This is a genomic window from Baumannia cicadellinicola str. Hc (Homalodisca coagulata) (assembly GCF_000013185.1).
Lineage (GTDB): Bacteria > Pseudomonadota > Gammaproteobacteria > Enterobacterales > Enterobacteriaceae > Baumannia > Baumannia cicadellinicola_E.
The window spans coordinates 1-25,443 of record NC_007984.1 but is presented as its reverse complement, the minus strand read 5'-3'; the positions used below and the strand labels follow the sequence as shown (position 1 = coordinate 25,443).

Here is a 25,443-nt window from a genome sequence, read left to right as displayed (position 1 = left end):
CTTATAAGGGATATATTAATATGTATGTAGGATAGACTAATAACTTTTAGCGAAAAGTTGAAGATATTTAGTAGCGAGACAATATTAAAAGAAGAAAATCCAGACTATAATACTACTATTTTTAGTCTGGATTTTAGTCTGGTAAATACTTACTTCAAGCTATGACCTGTTATATTCTTCTTCTCTTCTTAGTTTATGTGCTGCATTAACCATATTAGATAATGCTTTGCGTGTTTCTAACCAGGTACGAGTTTTTAAACCGCAGTCTGGATTAACCCATAAACGTTTTATTGGTATAACTTGAGCCGCTTTACGTAGTAACTGAATTATATCATCTTCGCTAGGTATGTTAGGTGAATGAATATCATATACTCCAGGTCCAATATCGTTAGGATATTGGTATTGTTTGAAGGTATCAAGTAACTTCATATTAGAACGAGAAGTTTCAATCGTTATTACATCGGCATCCATTGCAATGATAGAATCCATAATATCGTTAAATTCACTATAACACATATGAGTGTGAATCTGTGTATTATTTTTAGCTACTGCTGCATTTAAGCGGAATGCTTCTACGGCCCAAGTCAAATATTCTTTCCACGCAGAATATTTTAAAGGTAAACCTTCACGTAAAGCAGGTTCATCAATTTGAATAATTCCTATACCAGCATTTTCTAGATCTATTACTTCATCACGTAATGCTAAAGCTATTTGCCTAGCAATAGTTTTACGGTCAAGATCTTCACGTGGAAAAGACCAACACAGAATTGTTACTGGTCCAGTTAGCATACCTTTTACTGGTTTTTGAGTCAAAGATTGAGCATACCATGCCCATTCTACGGTAATTGGTTTTGGACGACTGATATCACCAATTATAATTGGTGGTTTCACACAACGAGAGCCATAACTTTGTACCCATCCATTCTGGGTAAATATAAAGCCATTTAAATGCTCACCAAAATATTCTACCATATCATTACGTTCAGCCTCTCCGTGTACTAAAACATCTAGTCCTAATGCATCTTGTTCAGTAATTGCTTGCTTAATATGGTTACAAATAGCGTTTTTATAATACTCGTTATCTATTCGACCACTTTTTAAATCAAGACGTAAACTGCGTATTGCAGTAGTTTGTGGGAAAGAACCAATAGTAGTTGTAGGTAATATTGGTAAATTGAATCGTGCACGCTGAACATTTATTCGATCTAAGTAATGTTGCTGGCGTTGACTATGATTTTCAGTAATTTGCTCTGTCCGTATTTTAACCTGTCGATTGTGAACTTTTTCTGATGTCTGACGTGCCCACAGAGGTGCACTATAGTCAGCTAATATTGCTTGATATTTAGTATCATCTAACCTATTAAGCGCATTACATAATAATTTTAATTCATTACATTTTTGTATAGTAAAAGCAAACCAACTTTTTACTTCTGGATCCATTCTAGTCTCAATGCTTAAATCGATAGGACTATGTAATAGCGAACAAGATGATCCTACCCAAAGTTCTCGCTGACCAACTAATGAACGTAGTTGCTTAAACTTACTTGGTAAATCAGCACGCCAAACATTACGGCCATTTATTACTCCGGCAGACAGTACCCAGTTGGATGGTAGAGTACGATGTAAAACTTCTACATCATCATTTCCGGCAATTAAATCAACATGTAAACCATGTACTGATAAATTAGTTATGATATTCAGATGATGCCCGATGCTATCAAAATAAGTTGTTAGTAGTAATTTACTATATCCTTGTAGAGCATCTGTATAGGCATCATAGTAAGCATTACACCATGCTGTTGGTAACTCAAGTACTAACGCTGGCTCATCAATTTGAACCCATTCGATACCACGTTGAGCCAGTAATGCTAATATCTGCTGATAAACAGGTAATAATGCTGATAATAGTGATAGTCGGTCAAAATGCTTTTCCTTAGCTTTACCTAGCCACAGATAGCTAATTGGACCAAGTAGTATTGGTTTAATATTATAACCTAATGCTAATGCTTCGTCAACTTCTTCTATTAATTGAGTCCAGCCTAAGCGAAATTGCTGACCAACGGTAAATTCTGGCACAATATAATGGTAGTTTGTATTAAACCATTTAGTCATTTCAGATGCTACTACTGGTTGACCAGTTGGTGCGTTGCCCCGCCCAATGCGGTATAAGGTATCAATATTACTAGAACCATCGTCATTACGATGACGTACTGGCACATTATCTAGCATTAGACTAGTAGTAAGAACATGATCGTACCAGGCAAAATCACCTACTGGAAGCATATTTAAACCAGCTTGTTTCTGCTGTTGCCAGTGACACGCACGTAGTTCTCGCCCTGTATTTAGTAACTGCTGCTGAGTTATATGCCCATCCCAATAACTTTCCTGTGCTCTTTTTAATTCACGGTGTAAGCCGATGCGCGGAAAACCTAATATATGACTTAAAATGGTCATGAGCTTCTCCAATTAAGACGTCTAGATGTTTACACGTCTATAATCAAGGTATACTGTATAGTTAACAAGCGCAAATTATTCACTTCTATATGAAATACTCTCATGATCGAACTCAAGCATCTTCGTACTCTACAAGTGTTACGCAATAGCGGTTCATTAGCAGCTGCCGCTGTGCAAATTCATCAAACTCAATCAGCATTATCACATCAATTAAGTGATCTTGAACATCGATTAGGGTTTAGACTATTTGTGCGAAAAAGCCAACCTTTACGCTTTACTATACAAGGTAATATATTACTACAACTAGCAGAACAAATCTTACCACAAGTACAACAGGCACTGCAGACTTGTCAAAAACCACACCAAACTACTATTCGTTTAGCAATTGAATGTCATAGTTGCATTCAGTGGCTGACTCCTGCACTTACTCAGTTTCATCAACAGTGGCCAAAAGTCATGATGGATTTTCGCTCAGGTGTTGTATTTGATCCACAACCAGCATTGCAACAGGGTCAACTAGATTTAGTCCTAACATCAGATATACTAGTACGGAGTGGTCTATATTACGCTCCAATGTTTGATTACGAAGTAAGATTAGTATTAGCACCTAATCATTATCTTACTCATAAGTCTATAATAATACCCCATGATTTATGCCAAGAAACATTACTAATCTATCCAGTACAGCGTAACCGGATAGATATTTTACGTAAATTCCTGCAGCCAGCTGGAATTCATCCAACTTTAAAAACTGTTGATAATACCTTATTGCTTATACAAATGGTATCAGCTCGTATGGGTATTGCTGCACTGCCACATTGGGCAGTAGAAAGTTTTGAGCGCCAAGGGATCATTAAAACTATTTCACTGGGAGATGGATTATGGAGTCGTCTTTATGCGGCAGTTCGTGATGGTGAGCAACTACAACCAATAACGGAAGCATTTATTAAATCAGCTTGTCAACATGCAAATATCTATTTACCTTATGTAAAAACTCTTGCATTAATATAATATATATAAATATAATTTCATTAACTAATAAATATTAGTAATATTAGCATATTKAGCTTGCAGCATCACGTAATAATATTGCTTTATCTGTTTTTTCCCATGGAAAATGCTCCCGACCAAAGTGGCCATAAGTTGCTGTTTCGCGGTAAATAGGTTGTAGCAGGTTGAGCATTGTAATTAAGCTATAAGGACGTAGATCAAAAAACTCATTTACTAAAGCAGTAAGATGGTCAGCTGATATTTTTTCAGTACCAAAAGTTTCAATCGTTATAGAAGTAGGTTCAGCGATACCTATCGCATAAGATACTTGAATTTCACATTTTTCTGCTAATCCAGCTGCAACAATATTCTTTGCGACGTAACGTGCTGCATATGCTGCAGAGCGGTCTACTTTAGATGGATCTTTACCAGAAAAAGCACCTCCTCCGTGACGTGCCATACCACCGTAAGTATCTACTATTATTTTACGACCAGTTAGACCACAGTCTCCCATAGGGCCACCAACTACAAAACGACCAGTGGGATTAATAAAAAATTTTGTGTGTTCTGAAAGTAACTCTATTGGTAGTACTGGCTTGATAATCTCCTCCATAACAGCTTCTTTTAGGTTTGGTAACGTAATATTTTCCACGTGTTGTGTAGAAAAAACTACGGTATCGATACCTACTACTTTACCTTCATCATAAGCAAAGGTTACCTGACTTTTAGCATCTGGACATAACCAAGGTAGAGTACCATTTTTACGAACGAGAGATTGACGGGCAACAAGACGATGAGCATAAGTAATAGGTGCAGGCATTAGCACATCGGTTTCGTTAGTTGCATAACCAAACATAAAACCCTGGTCACCTGCACCCTGTTCTCTTGGATCTATATTATTAATACCCTTATTTATATCCGGTGACTGTTTACTGATAATACTTAAAACAGCACAAGAGTTAGCATCAAATTTCATTTCAGAATTCGTATACCCAATATCACGTATTGTATTACGTGTTAGTTCTTCGATATCAATCCATGCATTAGTTGTAATTTCTCCGCCAACGAGTACCATACCTGTTTTTACATAAGTTTCACAAGCTACGCGTGCTTTTAAATCTTGGGCTAAAATAGCGTCTAATACTGTGTCAGAAATTTGGTCAGCAATTTTATCAGGATGACCTTCGGAAACTGATTCCGATGTGAATAGGTGCTTAGCCATTGGTCTGTTTACCTTTGGATTGGGATATAATAATAGCAGGTAGATACATTACTGTATCATGTGATATACCCTAGTAAATATACTAAGTTCATTATAAATCATAGATAGATTAACTACTAGATTGCTCTTTCATAAATATATTTACTAGACCAATATTTATTATATATATCAGTTATATGCAAGTTATTCTAACCAAGAGTGGGTAAGAAACAACGCACTTATATTACGTGCTTCACAGAAATCAATTTCATTTAGTAATGCTAACATTTGTGTAACTGGCCAACGAACTAATGATAACTTTTCTGGTTCATCGCCTATTTTTTTGTGTGGATAAAGCTTTTGTGCTACTACTATATTCATAGTATTGGATAAATAGGAAGGTGCTATCGTTAGCCTATGAAGCAAAGTAAAAGTATGTGCACCATAACCAACTTCTTCCATTAATTCACGATTAGCTGCTTCCATAATTTCTTCTCCGGCCTCAATGAGGCCTTTTGGAAAGCTAAGTTCATAGTCTTCAATACCAACATTATATTCACGAATAAGCAGTAAGTTATCATCAATAATAGGTACTATCATTACTGATTCATGATTGGATGGCCGTATTCGTTCATATGCTTTATACATGCCATTACGAAACTTTAAATTAACTGATTCAATAGTAAATAGACGAGACTGAGCAATAGTCTCTACATGATAAATTGTAGGTTTTTGTAATATCTTATCCATAAATTATTCCGTAAATAATGCATATTATTACTTAGCTTATACTTATATACTATGCTTAAAGAAAAAATGAAGATCTAAGTTATTAGTATTTAATATAAATACGGTTACTAATAAAAGTATTCAGTTAGCATAAAAAATATGGATAATATCTTTATGTAATATATGATCAAAGTAATAAATATAATTTGTTGTAATACTTATTCATATCTACTGTATCTTAAATTAGCTATCTTAAGATAGTTATCTTAATTAAAATAAAACTGAATATTTAATCATTTAACAATAAATAATCAAGATGATGTTTCAATATGCTTAGTAATAATATAATTAGACAACAGTTAATACACTATGGTATCACTGATTGCTGTGAACTAATATATAATCCTAGTTTTGAACAGTTAGTTCGTGAAGAAACAAACCATAATTTAACTAATCTTGAACGTGGTACTATTACCAATTCAGGTGCAATAGCAGTCAATACCGGTATTTTTACTGGTCGCTCTCCTTTAGATAAGTATATAGTATGTGATAATGATACTCATCATCAACTATGGTGGTCAGATCAAGATAAAACAAGTAATAATCAACCTATTAGTCAAATAACCTGGCAATATCTCAAAAAATTAGTTAGCAAACAACTTAGTTATAAACGTTTGTTCATCATTGACGTATATTGTGGGGCAAAAAAAAATAGCCGATTACGAGTCCGCTTTGTGACAGAAGTTGCTTGGCAAGCTCATTTTGTAAAAAATATGTTTATCCAACCAGATGCGATAGATCTAATTTCTTTTGAACCAGAATTTATAGTACTCAATGGAGCCAAATGTACCAATCCAAATTGGCGCGAACAAAATATGCATTCAGAAAATTTTATTGCTTTAAATTTAACTGAAGGTATGCAGCTAATAGCTGGTACTTGGTACGGAGGTGAAATGAAAAAAGGCTTATTCACAGTAATGAACTATCACTTACCACTAAAAGGTATAGCATCAATGCACTGTTCAGCAAATGTTGGTATAAATAAAGATGTTGCTCTTTTTTTTGGACTATCAGGTACAGGAAAAACTACTTTATCTCATGATACTAACAGAGCCCTGATTGGTGACGATGAACATGGTTGGGACAATGATGGTATTTTTAATTTAGAAGGTGGATGTTATGCGAAAACTATTAATCTCAAGCCAGAATTAGAACCAGAGATTTTTCAAGCGATTAGATGTAATGCTCTGCTAGAAAATGTTATGGTACGTGCAGATGGTTCGGTAAATTATCATGATAATAGTAAAACCGATAATGCACGTGTATCGTATCCTCTTAATCATATTAAAAATAGAGTACAACCTGTCTCATGTGCTAGCCATGCGTCAACAATCATTTTTCTTACTGCTGATGCATTCGGTGTTTTACCACCAGTAGCCACCTTGACAAATGAGCAGGCTCAATATTACTTTTTGTCAGGTTTTTCTGCAAAATTATCCGGTACTGAACGTGGTATTATATCCCCTGTACCTACTTTCTCTGCTTGTTTTGGAGCTGCATTTTTAGCATTACATCCTACAGTATATGCAGCATTACTAGCGAAAAGAATGAATATAGCTGGTACAAACGCATATTTAGTTAATACTGGTTGGAATGGTAATGGCAGTAGGATTGCTCTTAAGGATACTAAGGCAATTATTAATGCTATCTTAAACAAACAAATTCAAGATACGCCGACAATCAAACTACCTATTTTTAACCTTAGTATTCCTCAAATATTAATTGGTGTTGATAGTAATATTCTTGATCCACGTACTTCTTATATTAATAGCTCTGAATGGCAGAACAAAGCTCGTTCTTTAGCTCAGCTTTTTATTAAAAATTTTAATAAATTTACTCTTCCATTAACATGTAAGAAATTACATAATGCTGGACCACAGCTTTAAATTATTCCATGCCATAGATATATGATCTAAATTTTTTGTTTGGAGTATATTAGTGTTTAAATACTAATAATTCTATTATCTTAGAATAGGTAGATTTTATAAAAATTACTGAGAAATTCTTAAATTTTTCAGAGCATAAATTATAAAGTTATATGTCAATAATAATCTTTTTTTAGAAAAAAACATAATTATCTTAGTAATCATTGTAATCATTAAGATAATTAACTTATAGTTAACATTATCTCTTTCTAAAAGAGATATTAGATTAATAACTATTACTTATTAATGATTAGTTAATTTATTTAAGTTTAACTATTTATCATCTGTTTTATAGCGCCAGGATTTATAATAGTTAATTAATCCATTAGTAGAACTATTATGGCATGTAACTATATTATCTGTTGCTAATTCTGATAGAACAGAATTAGCTTGTGTTTTTCCTAATTCTACGCCCCACTGGTCAAAAGCATAAATATTCAGTATCACACTTTGTGTAAAAATCTTATGCTCATATAATGAAATTAGTGCTCCAAGATTATAAGGAGTTATTTGTTTTACTAAAATAGAATTAGTTGGACGATTACCCCCACATACCTTGAATGGTATAATAGATAGTTTTTGTTCTGATGTTGTACCCATTATAAATTTTTCTTCTATAAACTGACATGATTTACCAAAAGCTAATGCTTCAGTCTGAGCGAAACAATTGGCTAATAACTTAAGATGATGATCTCCTAATGGATTGTGACTTATTGCTGGTACAATAAAATCACAAGGTACTATTTTGGTTCCTTGGTGAAGTAATTGGTAAAAAGAATGTTGGCTATTTGTACCAGGCTCACCCCAGATAATTGATCCTGTTTGATAGTTAATAATATTACCATTCCTATCTATAGATTTACCATTTGATTCCATATGACATTGCTGCAAATAAGCGGCAAAACGGTGCATATATTGATCATACGGTATGATAGCTTCTGTTTCGAAGCCAAAAAAATTATTATACCAGATATTAATTAGTGCTAATATAACTGGTAAATTATGTTCTAACTGAGTTTCAGTAAAATGACAGTCCATTGCGTGTGCACCTTCAAGTAATAGCTCGAAATTTTCGAAACCTAGTGATAACGCAATCGACAGACCAATAGCAGACCATAAAGAATAACGACCACCTACCCAATCCCAGAATTGAAACATATTGTTAATATTTATACCAAATTTTACTACATCGTTAGCATTAGTTGAGATAGCAACAAAATGTTGAGCAATATATTGCTCATTTACTGCTGTTTTCAAAAACCAATTACGTGCACTATGAGCATTTGTCATAGTCTCCTGAGTAGTAAAAGTTTTAGATGCAATCAAAAATAAAGTTGTTTCTGGATCTAAATACTTAAATTTTTCTGTGATATGCGTACCATCGACATTAGATACAAAATGCATATTAAGATGGTTCTTATAGGGTCGTAATGCTTCAGTTACCATATATGGTCCAAGATCAGAACCACCAATTCCAATATTTACTATATTAGTAATAGGTTTACCAGTATAACCTTTCCATTGACCACTAATTATCTGATTACAAAATTGCCTCATTTTCGATAGTACTGCATTTACTTCTGGCATTATATCTTGACTATCTATAGCAATAATTTTATTACTACGATTACGTAATGCAATATGTAATACTGCACGATCCTCAGTGCGGTTAATTTTCTGACCACTAAACATAGCAGCTATTGCATTAGGTAGATCACATTCTTTAGCTAAAGCAAATAATAAATATAGTGTCTCGGTAGTAATACGATTTTTCGAGTAATCTAATAATATCTGGTTATCAAAAATAGCAGAAAAATTATCGAACCGTTGGGAATCTAGCAAAAATAGATCTCTTATTTTTACTTCTTTTATGTTATTAAAATGTTGTTGTAAACTGTTCCACGCATTCGTATTAATTGGATTAATATTTTTCATGTTAATATCTTATTCTATCAAAGTATATATAAGGCCTAAATCGCATTTAGCATTTATAACAGACCGGACCAAATTGGAAACATGATTTTAGCAAAATTTATTTGATTTTGATATTTCTTTTGCTCAATAAAAGTTTACGTAATTTATTTGGTATTGACTTATGATGAATAAATGGATTAGCTGGTTCATTAAACTGAATACGAATAGGAGTGCCCATAATTTGTAATGAATGTCGAAAAAAATTACTGAGATAACGCTTATATGAGACAGGTAATTCTGTTGCTTTATTACCATGAATAACTACTATGGGTGGGTTATATCCTCCATAATGGGCATACTTTAGTTTTACTCGGTAGCCACTAATAATGGGTGGTTGATGTTCTTTTATGGCTATGTGCAAAATTTTAGTTAATAGTGCAGTACTAATGCGCTTAGTTGAGCAATGATAGGCTTCATTTACTGACTGAAATATTTGATCAATATTTGTTCCATATAGTGCTGAGATAAAGTGTATTCGTGCAAAATTAATAAAACTTAATCGATAAGCTAGGGTATCTTTTATGCTATTACGTCTTTCTATAGATAAATTATCCCATTTATTAACAACTATTACGAATGCACGACCACTATCAATAATCAAACTAAGTAAAGATAAGTCCTGATCGGAAATACCTTTATGGGCATCCAAAACTAGTAAGACTACATTAGATTCTTCTATAGATTGTAGCGTTTTTACTGTCGATAATTTCTCTGCTATATCGGTTATTTTACTCCTTTTACGTAATCCAGCTGTATCGATTAACACGTATTCACGTTCGGCTCGTATCATTGGAATATAAGTACTATCGCGAGTAGTTCCTGGCATATCAAATACTACTACACGCTCTTCGCCTAAGAAACTGTTAGCTAATGTTGATTTACCTACATTAGAACTGCCAACAATGGCAAGTTTAATTGGCATTAATAGCTGATCTATGTATTTGGTACTTTCAGTAAAACTATTATTAGTTAGAGGAATATTATTTTGTATTAGTGATAAGAAAACAGCTTTTAATAGTATATTAATCCCTCTTCCCTGTAAGGCCGCAATAGGGAATATTTGACCTATGTTAATAGCGTAAAATTGTAATTTTACTTGGGTAATATCTATACCATCAATTTTATTGATAATAATAAACGTAGGTTTTTGTAACTTACGTAAATATTTTGCTATACTTTGATCTTCTATCATTAGACCAGTAATAGCATCTACAACAAAGAATATAACATCTGCTTCTTTTATAGCTAACAGTGATTGTTTTATAATATGAATTGCTAACCCTTTTTTAGAAATACCAATACCACCGGTATCAATAACTATAAAATTGTAATTTTTCCATTTAGCATGACCATATTTTCGATCGCGTGTCAAACCCGAATAATCTGCTACTATTGCGTCATTTGTGTGCGTTAATTTATTAAATAAAGTAGATTTACCTACATTAGGACGCCCAACCAACGCAATAATAGGTATCATAATTATAGTCCTTATTTTTTAAAAATGTTTATGAATTGTGGAAAAAGCATATAATTTACCATTTTGAGCTTGGATAATTAACTTGTCCCCGCCCAAAATAGGTTTAGTTCGCAAACCGGAGTTATCTATTTTTATTTTAGCTTTTAGAGAACCATCTGCTACATTTACCCAATGTAGATATCCTTGTGAGTCACCGATAACAATATATCCATTATACAATATGGGAGACGTAAGTTTACGGTGCAATAATTGATTTTGGCTCCATAAAGTAGAACCATTAATCGCATCTACCGCTATTACTCGATCATCTTGATCTACTATATAAATAGTACCATGTTTTACTAAAAAATCATTTAATGAACCAATTGCTCGTAACCAAATAATATTGCTTGATAATAAATTTATTGCTACAAGATTACCATTATAGGCAACAGCATATAATATATTATCCTCTACTACCGGAGAGGCTTGAATATCTCTGAAGCACATTTCAGAGTTAATTTTATTAGAATAAATAGCTTTTTGCCAAATCAGCTGTCCTTGGTCTATTAGTATTGCATGAACTTGACCATAATTATCACCTATAATAGCAGTGCCAAAAGCAATAGCAGGAGATGATTGACCTCTCAAAGTTAATTTTGGTAATCTATTCAAATGAATAGTCCATTTAACTATACCATCAGATTCATTTAGAGCTTGTATTACACTATTACTAGTATATACTATTACCATATTATTACTAACAACTGGAGTCGATAGTACTTCTCCTGATACAGTAGTTTCCCAAAGTAAGCTACCATCTTCTGTTTTTAAAGCATAAACTTTTGCTTTTTCGCTACCAATGTATATGCGATTTCTCATAACTGTAATACCACCTGATAATAACACTAGATTATCACCTGGTAATAAACAAGACTTTCTTCTTGATAGGTTAACTGACCAAATTTCTTGACCGGTATTAATAGCTAATGCTTTTACAATACCGTTACGATTAGCTACAAATATATAGGTATCCTGACAAACAGGATGTAAGGCAGAATAATATTGTTGAGTACTATTTCCAACCGTATAATTCCATATTTCTATAAGTTGGAATTCATGATTAATAATAAAGCTTTTATTATTAAATAATACACACCCATTTAATAGCATTATAGATAATAATCCCGTAAATATGATTTTATCTAATGACATTTAGTATGGAATATGATAATTTAGTTACTATTAATAAATATTAACATTAATAAATAAAATATTATAGATGTTAATCTTTCTTCTTAAAAAAGAAGGAATAAAGATATGCTATTATCTCATTCTGTGCTAATGTTTTCTGTTTACCAGTTGATAGATCTTTTATAGTTACTTGCTGTGTAACTATTTCGTTTTCACCAATAATTAAGGTTAAACTAGCACTATACTTATTAGCTCTGCTAAATTGTTTCTTAAAATTACCACCTCCGTAGTTAGTAACTATACGTAATGATGGTATAGCATCATGTATTTTTTCAGCTAAAAGCATTGCTCTACTTTGTGTAGCATCACCAACGGCTACTATATAAATATCTATCGGTAATGTTATTAGAGATAAACTAGGTTTTAATCTTTGTACTAATAATACTAAACGATCAAGTCCTATAGCAGCTCCAATAGCTGGTGTTGCTTTTCCACCAAGTTGTTCTACTAAAAGATCGTAACGACCTCCTGCACAAATTGTTCCTTGAGAACCTAAATGTTTCGTTGTCCATTCAAATACAGTATAGTTATAATAATCTAGACCACGGACTAAACGAGTATTAATTTTATAGTTAATTCCAGTCAAATCTAATAGCTTACATATACTAGAAAAGTGTTTATGAGCATTATCGTCAAGATATTCGGCTATAACTGGTGCATCATTTAGTAATTCCTGGATTTGTATATTTTTTGTATCAAGAATCCGCATTGGATTAGTATATATACTACGTCGATAAATATTATTTAGATACCTTTCATGTTGTACTAAAAATGTAACTAATGCTTTACAATAACGATTGCGGGTATCTACAGATCCAATTGAATTTAATTCAAGTGTAACATATTCGCTAATACCTAATACTTTCCACCATCTGGCAGTTAACATGATTAGCTCAGCATCTATATCAGGACCATGTTGACCAAAAACTTCAGCACCTAACTGATAAAACTGACGGTACCTTCCTTTTTGCGGTCGTTCATGGCGAAACATTGGGCCAATATACCACCAGCGTTGTTCTAACTTTTGATGGAATAGACTATGTTCTATACCTGCTCGTACACAACCGGCTGTACCTTCTGGACGTAATGTTAAGTGATCACCATTAAGATCTTCAAAACTATACATTTCTTTTTCGACAACATCAGTGATTTCACCTATAGCACGTTTAAATAATAGAGTTTGCTCGACAATAGGTAAGCGGATTTCACTGTAACCATAACTTACTAGTACTTGTTTTAATAAGTTTTCAAGGTATTGCAAGAATACCATCTCTTTAGGCAAATAATCTTTCATGCCACGAATTGACTGTATTCTTTTTACCATATTAAATATGTTAATTCCTATGTTATTTTTTCGGTAAATTAATTACTGTTATTTTATTGTTCTCTTCCAGCATCATAGCTTTAGCTCGAATACGAGCTTCAAGCTGATCAATAATAAATTTATTATCGAAGCGGTGATGTTGTCGAATACCATCTTCGTAAAAACTACTGTTACGAGGTCCACCAGTAACACCAATATTGGACATTAGTGCTTCACCTAGACCATTTACTATACAACCGATAATAGAGATATCCATTGGTGTAACAATATCTTCTAATCGTTGTTCTAATTCTTTGACTGTGCCAATTACATCAAATTCCTGACGAGAACAGGTAGGACATGCTATAAAATTAATACCTCGTGTACGGATACGTAGGGATTTTAGGATATCAAATGCTACTTTTACTTCTTCTATTGGATCAGAAGCTAAAGAAACACGTAAAGTATCACCGATACCTTCGCTTAGTAATAAACCTATTCCTATAGCTGATTTAACAGCACCGCTACGAGCACCACCAGCTTCAGTAATACCAATATGTAACGGTTGATCAATTTGTGATGCAAGTAAACGGTAAGATCTAACAGCTAATAATACATCAGAAGCTTTTACACTAACTTTGAATTGATCAAAATTTAGCCTATCTAGAATATCTATCTGACGTAAAGCTGATTCTAATAATACTTCAGGAGTAGGTTTACTATATTTATTTTGTAAATCTTTTTCTAAAGAACCGGCATTAATTCCAATCCTAATAGGGATATGATGATCACGAGCACAATCAACCACTGATCTAATGCGTTTCTTATTACCAATATTTCCAGGATTAATACGTAGACAATTTACACCATACTTAGCTACTTTTAATGCGATACGATAATCAAAATGAATATCAGCAACTAAAGGAACATCAACTTGTTCTTTGATAAGTTTAAATTGTTCAGCTGCATGTAAAGTAGGTACAGATACACGCACAATATCGGCGCCCAGACGCTCTAAAGCTTTAATCTGATTAACTGTAGCAATAACGTTAGTAGTTTGAGTATTAGTCATAGATTGCACCGCAATAGGTGCACCATCACCTATTGGTACATTGCCAACATAAATACGTTTGGATTTACGACGATTAGAAACTAAATTCTGCATGACTTCTTTACTCAATACTTACCTAAATAAAATTTATACCATGTTAATACTAAAATAGTACGGTTATTATAAGCGATTATTAAATAGTAACACTAAATTAATTTATGCTAATCAATTTGGTAAAATTTATAATATATAATTATCTTGAATCAAATTAAAATTAAATATTTTATTATAATAAAATATTTATACTAAAAAGAGATACAATATTCTCAATATCATTGTCTACATTAATAGCAATTAACTAACAATAATACGAGAAGGTTCTTCTTAAAAAGATATTCTATATATATAAAATTTTTAATTTATATATACTAGCATATAAATATAAGAACAATTTATTTAGCTTATTGATACATACTTCCGTAAACCTCACCTGCTAAGAAGAAATAATTTATTTCCCTCATAGCAGCTGTTAATGAATCAGAACCATGTACTGCATTTTCTATCAAGCTATCAGCATAGTCGGCTCGTAAAGTTCCAGCTATGGCATCTACTGGATTAGTAGCTCCTATTATATCGCGATTCCGACGTATAGCATCTGGACTTTCTAGTACTAATACTACAATAGGACCAGAAATCATAAAATTAATTAAATCATTAAAGAACGATTTATGTTGATGCTCAGTATAAAAACCTTTAGCCTGAGCTTTAGTAAGATGTAGCATTTTCATGCCTATGATATTAAAGTTAGCACTTATAAAACGATGAATTATCGTACCTAATGCATTATTCTTAATAGCATTAGGTTTAATAATAGACAGTGTACGTTCGATAGTCATACTGTTTATCCTTTATTGAAAGTTAAACTATTTTATAAGACTATACGCTGACGTGCGATAGCAAGCTGAGTCTGTTTAATAGCATAATCTATTTCTTCTTTTGTAGTGAAACGTCCTAGCGAAAAACGTATTGAACTACGGGCCATATTATCGTTTAAACCTAAAGCCCGTAACACATAGGAAGATTCAAAATTAGAATAGTTACACGCCGATCCTGATGAAACTGCTAGGTTATTTAAAACCATCATGAGTAATTCATTATCTACATTGTCAATACTTATATTAAGTATTGTAGCAACACTATGTATTAAATCTCCATTAACTGAAATACCTTTGATATGCTGTAAACCTTGCCATAAGCGATCACGTAATTTTCGGATACGGAACATTTCTGCTCCCATTTCTTCTTTTGCTATGCGATAAGCTTCGCCCATACCAACAATCTGATGTACAGGTAAAGTGCCTGAACGCATTCCACGTTCATGACCTCCACCATGAATTTGTGCGGTAATTGATACTCTCTGTTTGCGACTAACATACAAACCGCCAATTCCCTTAGGACCATATATTTTATGACTACTAAATGACATTAAATCTACTGGAAGTACGTTGAGATCAATAGGTAATTTACCTATACTTTGAGTAGCATCTACATGAAATAAAATATTGTTACGTTGGCATATTTGACCAAATTTAGTAATATTATGAATAATGCCAATTTCATTATTAACATGCATTAGAGATACAAGAATAGTGTCATCTCGTAGTGCATTATTAAGCTGTTGTATTGAAATTACACCATTTTTCTGTGGCGACAACCAGGTTACGTTATATCCATTTTGTTCTAAATACTTACAGGTATCTAGTACAGCTTTATGTTCAGTTAAGCTTGTAACGATATGATTACCTTTTTGTTTGTTAGCTTGCACTGCTCCTTTAATTGCTAAATTATCTGATTCAGTAGCACCAGAAGTAAAAATTATCTCACGAATATCAGCTCCGATTAGATCGGCAATTTCATGACGTGCTACATCTACAGCTTCTTCAGCTAACCAACCATAGCGATGGGAGCGAGAAGCAGGATTACCAAAAATACCGTCCATAGTTAGATATTGCATCATCTTATTAGCAACTCTTGGGTCAACCGGAGTAGTAGCTGCATAGTCTAGATAGACCGGTAATTTCATAATTCATGAACTCCAAAAAGAAACTATCATGATGTTTTTCAGACATTATATTAATATTTATTTAAAGTTTAACTAAATATTTTCTTCATTAAGAATGACTAGTTTCAATAAAAATATTTATAGAACAAATATTAAATTCTATTTCTTAGTACGTTTATATATATAATGTCTTATTACACAGATATGATAGGATAATCTCATAACTAAATTTTAGTAATCACTTTTATCAACCTGCTATTAATCTTATACTTGTAGTTTACATGATTATGTAATATTTAAACTATGTTAGTTGGACGATATATATGCATCCTATGCTGAATATAGCAATTCGCGGTGCGCGAAAAGCGGGAGATTTTTTAGCTAAACATTTTGATACGAATGATGCTATAGATGTAAGCAATCAAAGTAATCAAAATATAATTAATTATATAAACCATGAAGCAGAACGTTTAATTACTGAAGTTATTCATAAGTATTATCCTCAGCATGCCGTAATTAATGCAAATAACCGAGAATTATCTGGAATAGATCGAGATATACAATGGATAAATAATATTATTGATAATAGTACTAATTTCATGAAACGTATTCCTAATATTGCAGTTTCTGTTGCTCTTCGAATTAAAGAGCGTACTGAATTAGCAGTAATATATGACCCTATGCGTAATGAACTATTTAGTGCGATCCGCGGCCATGGTGCACAAATGAATGGTTATCGTTTACGTAGTAGTACGATTAGAGATCTAGAAAGTACTATATTAGCTATTAATTTCCCTTTTCAAAAGAAACAAAATACTACTAAATATATAGTAATACTTAATCAATTATTATTACAATGTTTAGATTTTCGCTGTACAGGCTCAATAGCACTTGATTTTGCTTATCTTGCGGCAGGGAAAGTAGATGGTTTGTTTGAAATAGGTTTAAAACAGTCTAATATAATTAGCGGTGAGTTACTCGTAAGAGAATCAGGAGGCTTAGTTACTGACTTCAATGGCGGAAATAATCATCTATTTTCTGGGAATATTATTGCTGGTAATCCACGTATAGTAAAATCAATGCTCTCTTTAATACGAGAGCATTTTAGTAACATAATCAATTCATTTTAAAATTAATAAACTGTAATAAAGCTAATATGAGATCAAGAATAAACTGGATGACTAGCACAAATATTTAGTACTTTTTTCTTCGTAGCATTAAGTACTACTTCATTATTAATGTTTTCTAGTACGTCACAAATCCAGTTCGCTAACTGATATGCATCAGTTTCATTAAAACCACGGCGAGTAATAGCTGGAGTGCCGATGCGAATACCAGAAGTAACAAATGAACTTTGCGGATCATTTGGAATAATATTTTTGTTAACTGTAATATTTGTATAACTTAAAGCAGCATCAGCTTCTTGGCCTGTTATATTTTTATCTACTAAATCCAGTAAAAAAAGATGGTTATCTGTACCACCAGATACTACGTTAAAATTCCTATTTAAGAATACATTAACCATAGTTTTAGCATTTTTTACTACCTGGTGTTGATATATCTTGAACTCTGGCTCCATGGCTTCCTTTAATGCTATTGCTTTTCCCGCTATTACATGCATTAATGGACCACCTTGCGCTCCAGGAAAAACGGCAGAATCAAGCTTTTTATACATTTCTTTACTACCACCTTGAGCAAGTATTAATCCTCCACGAGGACCAGCTAGAGTTTTATGGGTAGTTGTAGTTACGACATCTGCATAAGGTACGGGATTAGGATAAACACCAGCCGCTACTAAACCGGCAATATGAGCCATGTCTACAAATAAAAATGCTTTAATACTATCAGCTACTTGGCGCATGATATCCCAATCAACCACACGAGAATAAGCAGAAAAACCACCAATAATCATTTTTGGTTTATGCATTGTAGCTAGTTTATTTAACTGCTCGTAGTCGATATAGCCATTCTTATTAACGCCATAAGAAATCACATTATACATTTTTCCAGAAAAATTAACCGAAGCACCATGAGTTAAATGACCACCATGAGCTAAGTTCATACCTAAGATAGTATCTCCTGGCTTTAATAACGCTGTGTACACAGCAAAATTTGCTTGTGAGCCAGAATGTGGTTGTACGTTAGCATAATCACACTCAAATAATGCTTTAGCGCGGTCTATAGCTAATGTTTCAACTTGATCAACATATACACATCCACCGTAGTAACGTTTACCTGAATAACCTTCAGCATATTTATTAGTTAAAATAGAACCTTGTGCTTGCATAACACGTGGACTTGTATAGTTTTCAGATGCAATTAATTCGATGTGTTCTTCTTGACGTTTAGCTTCTAGTTCTATAGCTTTCCATAAAGCAGTATCATAATTAGCAATATTAATATCATATTTAAACATTCTTTCTCCTTATAAGATATTTAAATTATTTACATTAGTATAATGTAAATTAATGTATTATATTACCTCTTAACTAAAGAGGATATGTATTTTAATATGACTTATTAACTTGTATTGCTTAATTATTAATACTATTTACTTAGAGTACAGTTAATAGTTGTTTCTTGAACCAATAAATTCAATTATTTATGAATATATTATCAATAAAGTTGCTAATTAGCATTAATAACTCTATTGTTAATATAGTCATTTTTTTGTTGATTACGTTTACGTTTAAAAAATGTACTTAATTGTAGTGAACATGCTTCTGCTAATATATTAGGGCAAAGTGTTATATTATGGTTAATTTGTGTAGAACTTAAAACAGATAAACATAAACTCATTTCATTATTTTTGACAGCTTTTGCCCCAAAAGCTATTCTACTAATACGTGCGTGAATCATAGCTCCTATGCACATTAAGCAGGGTTCTAAAGTAACATACATAACAGCACCAGTAATTCGGTAATTTCCTATTGTTTTTCCTCCCTGTCGTAGGGCTAAAATTTCAGCATGAGCTGTAGGATCATGATAATGAATAGAGCTATTCAAACCTTCACCTATTTTTTTACCTTCTAAAACTAGTATTGCTCCTACTGGTACTTCACCTTTAGCTTCAGCAAGTGCTGCAAGCGATAAAGCACTACGCATCCATAATTTATCTTCTTTATTAACCATCTTGGTTTTATCTAATTAAATTATAATTATCCTAATTGCTTACGAGCATTACGAAACATACGCATCCAAGGACTATCTTCTCCCCAGTCATCAGGATGCCAAGAGTTACTAACAGTACGAAAAACCCTTTCGGGATGCGGCATGATCAGTGTAACTCTACCACATATGCTAGTAATAGCCGTGATGCCATTCGGTGATCCATTGGGATTAGCAGGATAATTTTTTGCTATTTGACCATAGTTATCAACATAACGTAATGCTACTAATTTCATTTGTTCTATTGCTATTAAATGTTCATGATTTTTTACTTCTACTCGTCCTTCACCGTGCGAAGTTACAATTGGTAAACGGGAACCATGCATCTCTTGTAATAAAAGAGATGGACTATGTGTAACTTCAACTAAACTAAAACGAGACTCGAAACGCTCTGACTCATTACGAATAAAATTTGGCCAAAGTTCTACGCCTGGAATAATTTCTCTTAAATGAGAAATCATCTGACATCCATTACATACCCCAAGTGTGATAGTATGCGGACGGTAAAAAAAATCCTCGAACTCATCACGTACTAACTGATTAAAAAGAATAGAGTATGCCCAACCAACACCAGAACCTAGTACATCACCGTATGAAAAACCACCACATGCTACTAACATTTGAAAATTCTGTAAATTAGTATTTCCTAATATTAAATCACTCATATGTACATCTATAGCATTAAAGCCGGCTCTATGAAATGCTGCTGCCATTTCTATATGAGAGTTTACTCCTTGTTCACGTAGTATTGCTACTTTAGGTGGGATACCTTTAGCAATATAAGGTGCTGCAATATCTTCATTCAGATTAAAGCTAAGTTTAACGTTAATACCGGGATCATTTTTATCTTGTCGGGCAAGATGCTCTTGATCTGCGCTCTCTGGATTATCCCGTAAACGTTGCATTTGCCAGCTAGTTTCTGACCACCAAGTACGTAATGTAGTTCTACTTTCACTATACAAAATGTTATTTCCATGTCGAATAATAAAATTTTCTCCACTTTTAGCAGTACCTAATACATATAAACATTTAGAAAGTCCTTGCTGAGATAAAATATTTAGCACTATATCTAAATCAGTAAGAGCTATTTGAAGAACTGCACCTAACTCTTCGTTAAAAAGTATTGCTAATTTATCTTTACCTAGTGCTGTAATATCTACATCGATACTACAGTGACCAGCAAAAGCCATTTCTGCTAGCGTAACAAGTAAACCTCCATCTGATCGATCATGATATGCTAATAAATTACCCTGAGCTACTAATTGCTGTAGACCTCGGTAAAAGCAAGCTAATAGTTCAATATTACGGATATCAGCAGTTTCATTGCCTAACTGATTATAAACTTGAGCTAGAGCAGTTGCTCCTAGAGCTTGATAACCCATGCCTAAATCAATTAACAACAAAATATTCTCACAATTAACCTGTAATTGCGGTGTAATAGTTAAGCGAATATCTTCAACTGATGCAACAGCAGTAACAATAAGAGATAATGGTGCAATCATTTCATATAATTTCTTACCCTGGTGCCAACAAGTTTTCATAGACATAGAATCTTTGCCTACTGGAATAGTTAAACCTAAAGTAGGACAAAGTTCTTCACTAATATTTTTAACAGCTGCATATAATTTAGCATCTTCACCTGGATGGCCTGCCGCAGCCATCCAGTTAGCAGATAATTTAACTTGCTTTATATCACCAATATAAGTTCCAGCTAAGTTAGTTAGTGCTTCTCCTACTGCTAGCCTAGCCGAAGCAGTAAAATTTAGCATAGCTACCGGTGCTCGTTCTCCTATTGAGATTACCTCACCATAATAACTATCTAAGCTAGCAGCAGTCACAGCACAATCAGCAACAGGTACCTGCCATGGCCCTACCATCTGATCACGTACTACCATACCAGTAATACTACGATCGCAAATTGTAATAAGAAAGGTTTTATCAGCAACTACAGGAAGATGTAATACTCGCTTTACAGCTTCTGCCAATACAATTTTTTTACGGTTTAGTGTATAGTTGTTTATTTTTAGGCTACTAACATGACGTATCATCCTAGGTGCTTTACCAAGTAAAGTATCTATAGATAGATCTATTAATCGTGTATTAAAATACTTATCATCAAGAATTATGTTTAAAATATCTGTTGCTTGGCCTATAACCGCGAAAGGGGCACGCTCACGGCGACAGATAGCTTCGAATATAGCTAATTGCTCTGGAACTACTGCTATTACATAACGCTCTTGTGATTCATTACACCATATTTGCAGTGGACTCATCCTAGGCTCATCATTAGGAATATCACGTAACTGAAAATAGCCGCCGCATTTACCATCTCTGATTAGTTCTAAGAGAGCATTTGCAAGACCACCTGCACCAACATCATGGATAAACAAAATAGGATTTTGATCGGCTAGTTGACAGCAGCTATTGATAACTTCTTGACATCGCCGTTCCATTTCTGGATTCTCACGTTGTACTGAAGCAAAATCAAGATAATAGTCTAACTGACCATAGGTCATAGATGAAGCAGTACTACCACCCAAGCCTATATTCATTGCTGCTCCACCTAGCACAATTAGTTTTGCATTTGATTTGATTTGACACTTTTGTACATGTACATCACGTATATTACCAATTCCTCCTGCTAGCATTATTGGTTTATGGTAACCACGTAATTCAATACCATTATGACTACAGACTAAATCTTCATATGTACGAAAATAACCGGTAATTACTGGTCGTCCAAACTCATTATTAAAAGAAGCACCACCTAATGGTGCTTCTTTCATAATTTCTAGTGCACTAACTATGTGTTTGGGACGGCCAAAAGACTTTTCCCATGGCTGTTTAAATCCTGGGATAAGCAAGTTAGATACAGAGAAACCTACTAAGCCTGCTTTTGGTTTAGCACCTCGACCGGTAGCACCTTCGTCACGTATTTCACCTCCTATACCGGTGGCAGCTCCTGGCCAAGGTGAAATAGCAGTAGGATGGTTATGGGTTTCTACCTTGATTATTAAGTTTGCTGCTTCTTGATGATAATCGTAGTTTTTTTGTTGTACATCCATAAAAAATTGACTAACTATAGGTCCTTTTATAACTGCTGCATTATCTTTATAAGCAGATAGTACAAAGTCAGGATTCTTCGTTAAAGTATTTTTAATCATATCTAAAAGAGACTTTTCTTGCGGTTTTCCATCAATTACCCATGTAGCATTAAAAATATTATGTCGACAGTGTTCAGAATTAGCTTGTGCAAACATATAAAGCTCTACATCACTCATATTACGTTCTAGACGAGTAAATGTTTCGAATAAATAGTTAATGTTTTCTTCAGTTAAAGCAAGGCCAAATATTTGGTTTGCCTTTTCTAAAGCAGTACGACCCATACCTAGTATGTCTATAATTTTAGATGGTTCTGGTTGATATTGTGTAAATAATTGTTGTGCGTGTTCTAATTTCTCGAATACTGTTTCCATCATACGGTCATGCAATAAACAAATTAATTTTTTCCATTGTATAGTATTTAACTTTTTTGTTTTGATCCAAAAAGCAATACCACGCTCAATGCGTTTTATTTGTAGTAATCCACAGTTATGGATAATTTCAGTTGCTTTTGAAGACCAAGGAGAAATAATACCTAAGCGGGGTGTCACTAAGATTAAACGTCGTTGCTGAGTATCTATACTACTAGAGGTAGTATTATTATATTTTAATAGTTTTTGTAAATTATTACACTGATCTATATTTAATTTTTCGGTTAGATCTAAAAAATAAATATATTCCGTATCAATATTATCAACTGGTAGTTTTCTTTTCTTACATAAGGATAATAGCTGATGAATACGAAATCCTGATAGAGCTGAAAAACCACGTATTATTTCCATAATAAAAGTTCTCTCTTATGGGAACCTAATTTGCTGAAGAATATTAGTTAGCTTTCCTATAATAGGAAGTAATATCATATTAGCTTAATGATCATTAATAATTAATATTATTCGTTATAATAACTTTTAATCTTAATTTAATCTTAATGAAGAGATTTTGTTATATTAATCAGCAATAAAAATTTGATTTATAATTAGTAAATTATATAACTTTAGGATGGCATTGCTTTAATATAGTTGAGATTTAATACTTCACAAGTATAACTACGTATTTGATTAGTTAAGCTTAAATTACCATTTAAAATTTGACCATAAGAGGGAATAATTTCTTTTAATTTTCGCTGCCAGGATTCACTAGTAATATATTGCTTGAACATGACATCTAATAATTCTAGCATGATATATGCTGCAGTAGAAGCTCCAGGTGAAGCTCCTAGCAATGTCGATAATGTTCTATCTTGTGAGTAAATAACTTTTGTACCAAATTGTAGAATGCCACCTGTTTTTTTATCTTTTTGTATTACTTGAACTCGCTGACCAGCTTGGATGATTTTCCAATCTTTCAAACTTGCTTTCGGATAATATTCACATAAGGCATCTAGTCGATCTGTTTCTGACATAATTAGTTGACTAATTAGGTATTTAACTAGATTAAAATTATTTTTACCTACATATAACATAGGTAGCATATTTTTAAAAGTAATTGACTGAAAAAAATCTAAATATGAACCATATTTAAGAAATTTACTACTAAAAGTAGCAAATGGACCAAAAAATAACATCTTTTGTCCATTTAAAATACGAGCATCAAGATGTGGAACGGATATTGGTGGCGCTCCAATTTTAGCTTTACCATATACTTTTGCATTATGATCTTTTATAATAGTAGGATTATTAGTAACAAGAAATTTTCCTCCTACAGGAAAACCAGCGTAGTTATTGGCTTCATTTAGTCCTGATTGTTGTAATAATTGCAGTGATCTACCCCCACATCCTATAAAAACATAACGAGAACGTACTTCAGTATTAGAATAACTATCTTTACTATTAAGAGTATATATTGTCCATGTATTATCATTATTACGCTTAATATCAACTACATCAGTTTTCATATAAAGGTGGAATTGGGGATTACGTTGCAAAGAATTAAGCAGTTGCTGTGTTAATTCACCGAAATTAACATCTGTACCCATTAACATGCGTGTAGCAGCTACTTTTTGATAAGTATTACGACCTGCCATAATTAATGGTGCCCACTCACTTATTTGTTGATGATTTTCAGAATATTCCATGCCGTTAAAAATAGTACAACACTGTAATGCTTTAAAGCGTTGGTACAAAAATCGCGTATTTTCATCGCCCCAAACAAAATTTATATGTGGCATATTGTTAATAAAAGATTGTGGATTAGTTAACAAATTATTTTTAACTAAATATGACCAAAACTGTCGTGAAATTTCAAAAGATTCATTTATTAATATTGCTTTTGATATATCTATTGAACCATTTTGTTGTATTGGAGTATAATTAAGTTCACAGAAAGCGGCATGTCCTGTACCAGCATTATTCCAACCATTAGAGCTTTCTTCTGCAGTATTCTCTAATCTCTCATACATATGAATAGTCCAATTTGGTTCAAGCAATTGTAGATAAGTACCAAGCGTCGCACTCATCAATCCGCCACCAATCAATACTATATCTACTATTTTAGTATTGATGGTACAAGACGACTTCACTAAAGCTTTTATCATCATATTTAAGCCTGTAAAATAATTAGATTATTTATTTCATATACTATATGGCTAGATATCTACTAAAAATAATTTAGCTAGTATCTAATATTACTAGCCTATTTAATATGTAGATATTAGTTAATTATTAATTGATATTAGTTGTTTGTTAAAACATTGAGATTAAAATATCTTCTTTATA

General features: G+C 32.9%; 17 protein-coding genes. 3 read left to right on the top strand and 14 right to left on the bottom strand.

What is annotated here, in order from left to right; genetic code table 11:
• Nucleotides 1-159 precede the first annotated feature (159 nt).
• Entirely contained in the window at nucleotides 160-2,454 is a 2,295-nt protein-coding gene (gene metE, locus BCI_RS00085) for a 5-methyltetrahydropteroyltriglutamate--homocysteine S-methyltransferase (RefSeq protein ID WP_011520229.1), read from the bottom strand.
• A gap of 102 nt (nucleotides 2,455-2,556) precedes the next feature.
• Between metE and metR the strand changes: the two genes are divergently transcribed.
• Complete coding sequence (gene metR, locus BCI_RS00080; RefSeq protein WP_011520228.1) at nucleotides 2,557-3,465, top strand: HTH-type transcriptional regulator MetR; 909 nt, start codon at nucleotides 2,557-2,559, stop codon at nucleotides 3,463-3,465.
• A 43-nt stretch (nucleotides 3,466-3,508) separates the two neighbouring features.
• Here metR and metK read toward each other — a convergent pair whose 3' ends face one another.
• Both metK and nudE read right to left on the bottom strand, forming a co-directional pair.
• A complete protein-coding gene (metK, locus tag BCI_RS00075) occupies nucleotides 3,509-4,666 on the bottom strand; it encodes a methionine adenosyltransferase (RefSeq protein ID WP_011520227.1) in 1,158 nt (385 codons plus the stop codon).
• A gap of 183 nt (nucleotides 4,667-4,849) precedes the next feature.
• Nucleotides 4,850-5,395 carry an ADP compounds hydrolase NudE gene (gene nudE, locus BCI_RS00070; protein WP_011520226.1) on the bottom strand — a complete coding sequence of 182 codons (546 nt, stop codon included), beginning with the start codon at nucleotides 5,393-5,395 and terminating at the stop codon, nucleotides 4,850-4,852.
• 308 nt (nucleotides 5,396-5,703) lie between these two features.
• Here nudE and pckA point away from each other — a divergent pair, with 308 nt between their 5' ends.
• Nucleotides 5,704-7,320, top strand: coding sequence for a phosphoenolpyruvate carboxykinase (ATP) (gene pckA, locus BCI_RS00065; RefSeq protein WP_011520225.1), 1,617 nt, complete (start codon nucleotides 5,704-5,706; stop codon nucleotides 7,318-7,320).
• A 312-nt stretch (nucleotides 7,321-7,632) separates the two neighbouring features.
• Here pckA and pgi read toward each other — a convergent pair whose 3' ends face one another.
• The 7 genes from pgi to BCI_RS00030 form a co-directional block, all read right to left on the bottom strand.
• Nucleotides 7,633-9,294 (bottom strand): glucose-6-phosphate isomerase, encoded by a 1,662-nt coding sequence (gene pgi, locus BCI_RS00060; protein ID WP_011520224.1) that lies wholly within the window; start codon nucleotides 9,292-9,294, stop codon nucleotides 7,633-7,635.
• A 97-nt stretch (nucleotides 9,295-9,391) separates the two neighbouring features.
• Complete coding sequence (gene der, locus BCI_RS00055) at nucleotides 9,392-10,810, bottom strand: ribosome biogenesis GTPase Der (protein ID WP_011520223.1); 1,419 nt, start codon at nucleotides 10,808-10,810, stop codon at nucleotides 9,392-9,394.
• A gap of 18 nt (nucleotides 10,811-10,828) precedes the next feature.
• Nucleotides 10,829-12,004 carry an outer membrane protein assembly factor BamB gene (gene bamB, locus BCI_RS00050; protein WP_011520222.1) on the bottom strand — a complete coding sequence of 392 codons (1,176 nt, stop codon included), beginning with the start codon at nucleotides 12,002-12,004 and terminating at the stop codon, nucleotides 10,829-10,831.
• Nucleotides 12,005-12,074: 70 nt separating this feature from the next.
• The gene (hisS, locus tag BCI_RS00045; protein WP_011520221.1) at nucleotides 12,075-13,367 is read right to left on the bottom strand and encodes a histidine--tRNA ligase; all 1,293 of its coding nucleotides are present in this window, start codon (nucleotides 13,365-13,367) and stop codon (nucleotides 12,075-12,077) included.
• Nucleotides 13,368-13,389: 22 nt separating this feature from the next.
• Nucleotides 13,390-14,511 (bottom strand): flavodoxin-dependent (E)-4-hydroxy-3-methylbut-2-enyl-diphosphate synthase, encoded by a 1,122-nt coding sequence (gene ispG, locus BCI_RS00040; protein ID WP_011520220.1) that lies wholly within the window; start codon nucleotides 14,509-14,511, stop codon nucleotides 13,390-13,392.
• A gap of 347 nt (nucleotides 14,512-14,858) precedes the next feature.
• Nucleotides 14,859-15,293: a nucleoside-diphosphate kinase gene (ndk, locus tag BCI_RS00035; RefSeq protein ID WP_011520219.1), complete on the bottom strand. Its 435-nt coding sequence runs from the start codon at nucleotides 15,291-15,293 to the stop codon at nucleotides 14,859-14,861.
• Nucleotides 15,294-15,325: 32 nt separating this feature from the next.
• Nucleotides 15,326-16,480: an IscS subfamily cysteine desulfurase gene (locus tag BCI_RS00030; RefSeq protein ID WP_011520218.1), complete on the bottom strand. Its 1,155-nt coding sequence runs from the start codon at nucleotides 16,478-16,480 to the stop codon at nucleotides 15,326-15,328.
• Between the two features lie 302 nt (nucleotides 16,481-16,782).
• On the opposite strand from BCI_RS00030, the gene suhB reads away from it, so the two are divergent.
• A complete protein-coding gene (gene suhB / locus BCI_RS00025) occupies nucleotides 16,783-17,589 on the top strand; it encodes an inositol-1-monophosphatase (RefSeq protein ID WP_011520217.1) in 807 nt (268 codons plus the stop codon).
• Between the two features lie 32 nt (nucleotides 17,590-17,621).
• On the opposite strand, the gene glyA is transcribed toward suhB, so the two are convergent.
• The 4 genes from glyA to mqo all read right to left on the bottom strand — a co-directional run bounded on the left by glyA (nucleotide 17,622) and on the right by mqo (nucleotide 25,262).
• A complete protein-coding gene (glyA, locus tag BCI_RS00020; RefSeq protein ID WP_011520216.1) occupies nucleotides 17,622-18,875 on the bottom strand; it encodes a serine hydroxymethyltransferase in 1,254 nt (417 codons plus the stop codon).
• 212 nt (nucleotides 18,876-19,087) lie between these two features.
• The gene (gene tadA, locus BCI_RS00015) at nucleotides 19,088-19,591 is read right to left on the bottom strand and encodes a tRNA adenosine(34) deaminase TadA (RefSeq protein WP_041574874.1); all 504 of its coding nucleotides are present in this window, start codon (nucleotides 19,589-19,591) and stop codon (nucleotides 19,088-19,090) included.
• A 26-nt stretch (nucleotides 19,592-19,617) separates the two neighbouring features.
• On the bottom strand, nucleotides 19,618-23,511 hold the full coding sequence (gene purL, locus BCI_RS00010; RefSeq protein WP_011520214.1) for a phosphoribosylformylglycinamidine synthase: 3,894 nt from the start codon (nucleotides 23,509-23,511) through the stop codon (nucleotides 19,618-19,620).
• Nucleotides 23,512-23,723: 212 nt separating this feature from the next.
• Entirely contained in the window at nucleotides 23,724-25,262 is a 1,539-nt protein-coding gene (mqo, locus tag BCI_RS00005) for a malate dehydrogenase (quinone) (RefSeq protein WP_420021813.1), read from the bottom strand.
• Nucleotides 25,263-25,443: the final 181 nt, after the last annotated feature.

Bases quoted from the DNA above. Each gene is read 5' to 3' on its own strand.
- purL (WP_011520214.1), bottom strand. From the start codon at position 23,511: ATGGAAATAATACGTGGTTTTTCAGCTCTATCAGGATTTCGTATTCAT.
- hisS (WP_011520221.1), bottom strand. From the start codon at position 13,367: ATGGTAAAAAGAATACAGTCAATTCGTGGCATGAAAGATTATTTGCCT.
- ispG (WP_011520220.1), bottom strand. From the start codon at position 14,511: ATGCAGAATTTAGTTTCTAATCGTCGTAAATCCAAACGTATTTATGTT.
- pgi (WP_011520224.1), bottom strand. From the start codon at position 9,294: ATGAAAAATATTAATCCAATTAATACGAATGCGTGGAACAGTTTACAA.
- der (WP_011520223.1), bottom strand. From the start codon at position 10,810: ATGATACCTATTATTGCGTTGGTTGGGCGTCCTAATGTAGGTAAATCT.
- tadA (WP_041574874.1), bottom strand. From the start codon at position 19,591: ATGGTTAATAAAGAAGATAAATTATGGATGCGTAGTGCTTTATCGCTT.
- metE (WP_011520229.1), bottom strand. From the start codon at position 2,454: ATGACCATTTTAAGTCATATATTAGGTTTTCCGCGCATCGGCTTACAC.
- BCI_RS00030 (WP_011520218.1), bottom strand. From the start codon at position 16,480: ATGAAATTACCGGTCTATCTAGACTATGCAGCTACTACTCCGGTTGAC.
- mqo (WP_420021813.1), bottom strand. From the start codon at position 25,262: ATGATAAAAGCTTTAGTGAAGTCGTCTTGTACCATCAATACTAAAATA.
- bamB (WP_011520222.1), bottom strand. From the start codon at position 12,004: ATGTCATTAGATAAAATCATATTTACGGGATTATTATCTATAATGCTA.
- metR (WP_011520228.1), top strand. From the start codon at position 2,557: ATGATCGAACTCAAGCATCTTCGTACTCTACAAGTGTTACGCAATAGC.
- pckA (WP_011520225.1), top strand. From the start codon at position 5,704: ATGCTTAGTAATAATATAATTAGACAACAGTTAATACACTATGGTATC.
- glyA (WP_011520216.1), bottom strand. From the start codon at position 18,875: ATGTTTAAATATGATATTAATATTGCTAATTATGATACTGCTTTATGG.
- ndk (WP_011520219.1), bottom strand. From the start codon at position 15,293: ATGACTATCGAACGTACACTGTCTATTATTAAACCTAATGCTATTAAG.
- suhB (WP_011520217.1), top strand. From the start codon at position 16,783: ATGCATCCTATGCTGAATATAGCAATTCGCGGTGCGCGAAAAGCGGGA.
- nudE (WP_011520226.1), bottom strand. From the start codon at position 5,395: ATGGATAAGATATTACAAAAACCTACAATTTATCATGTAGAGACTATT.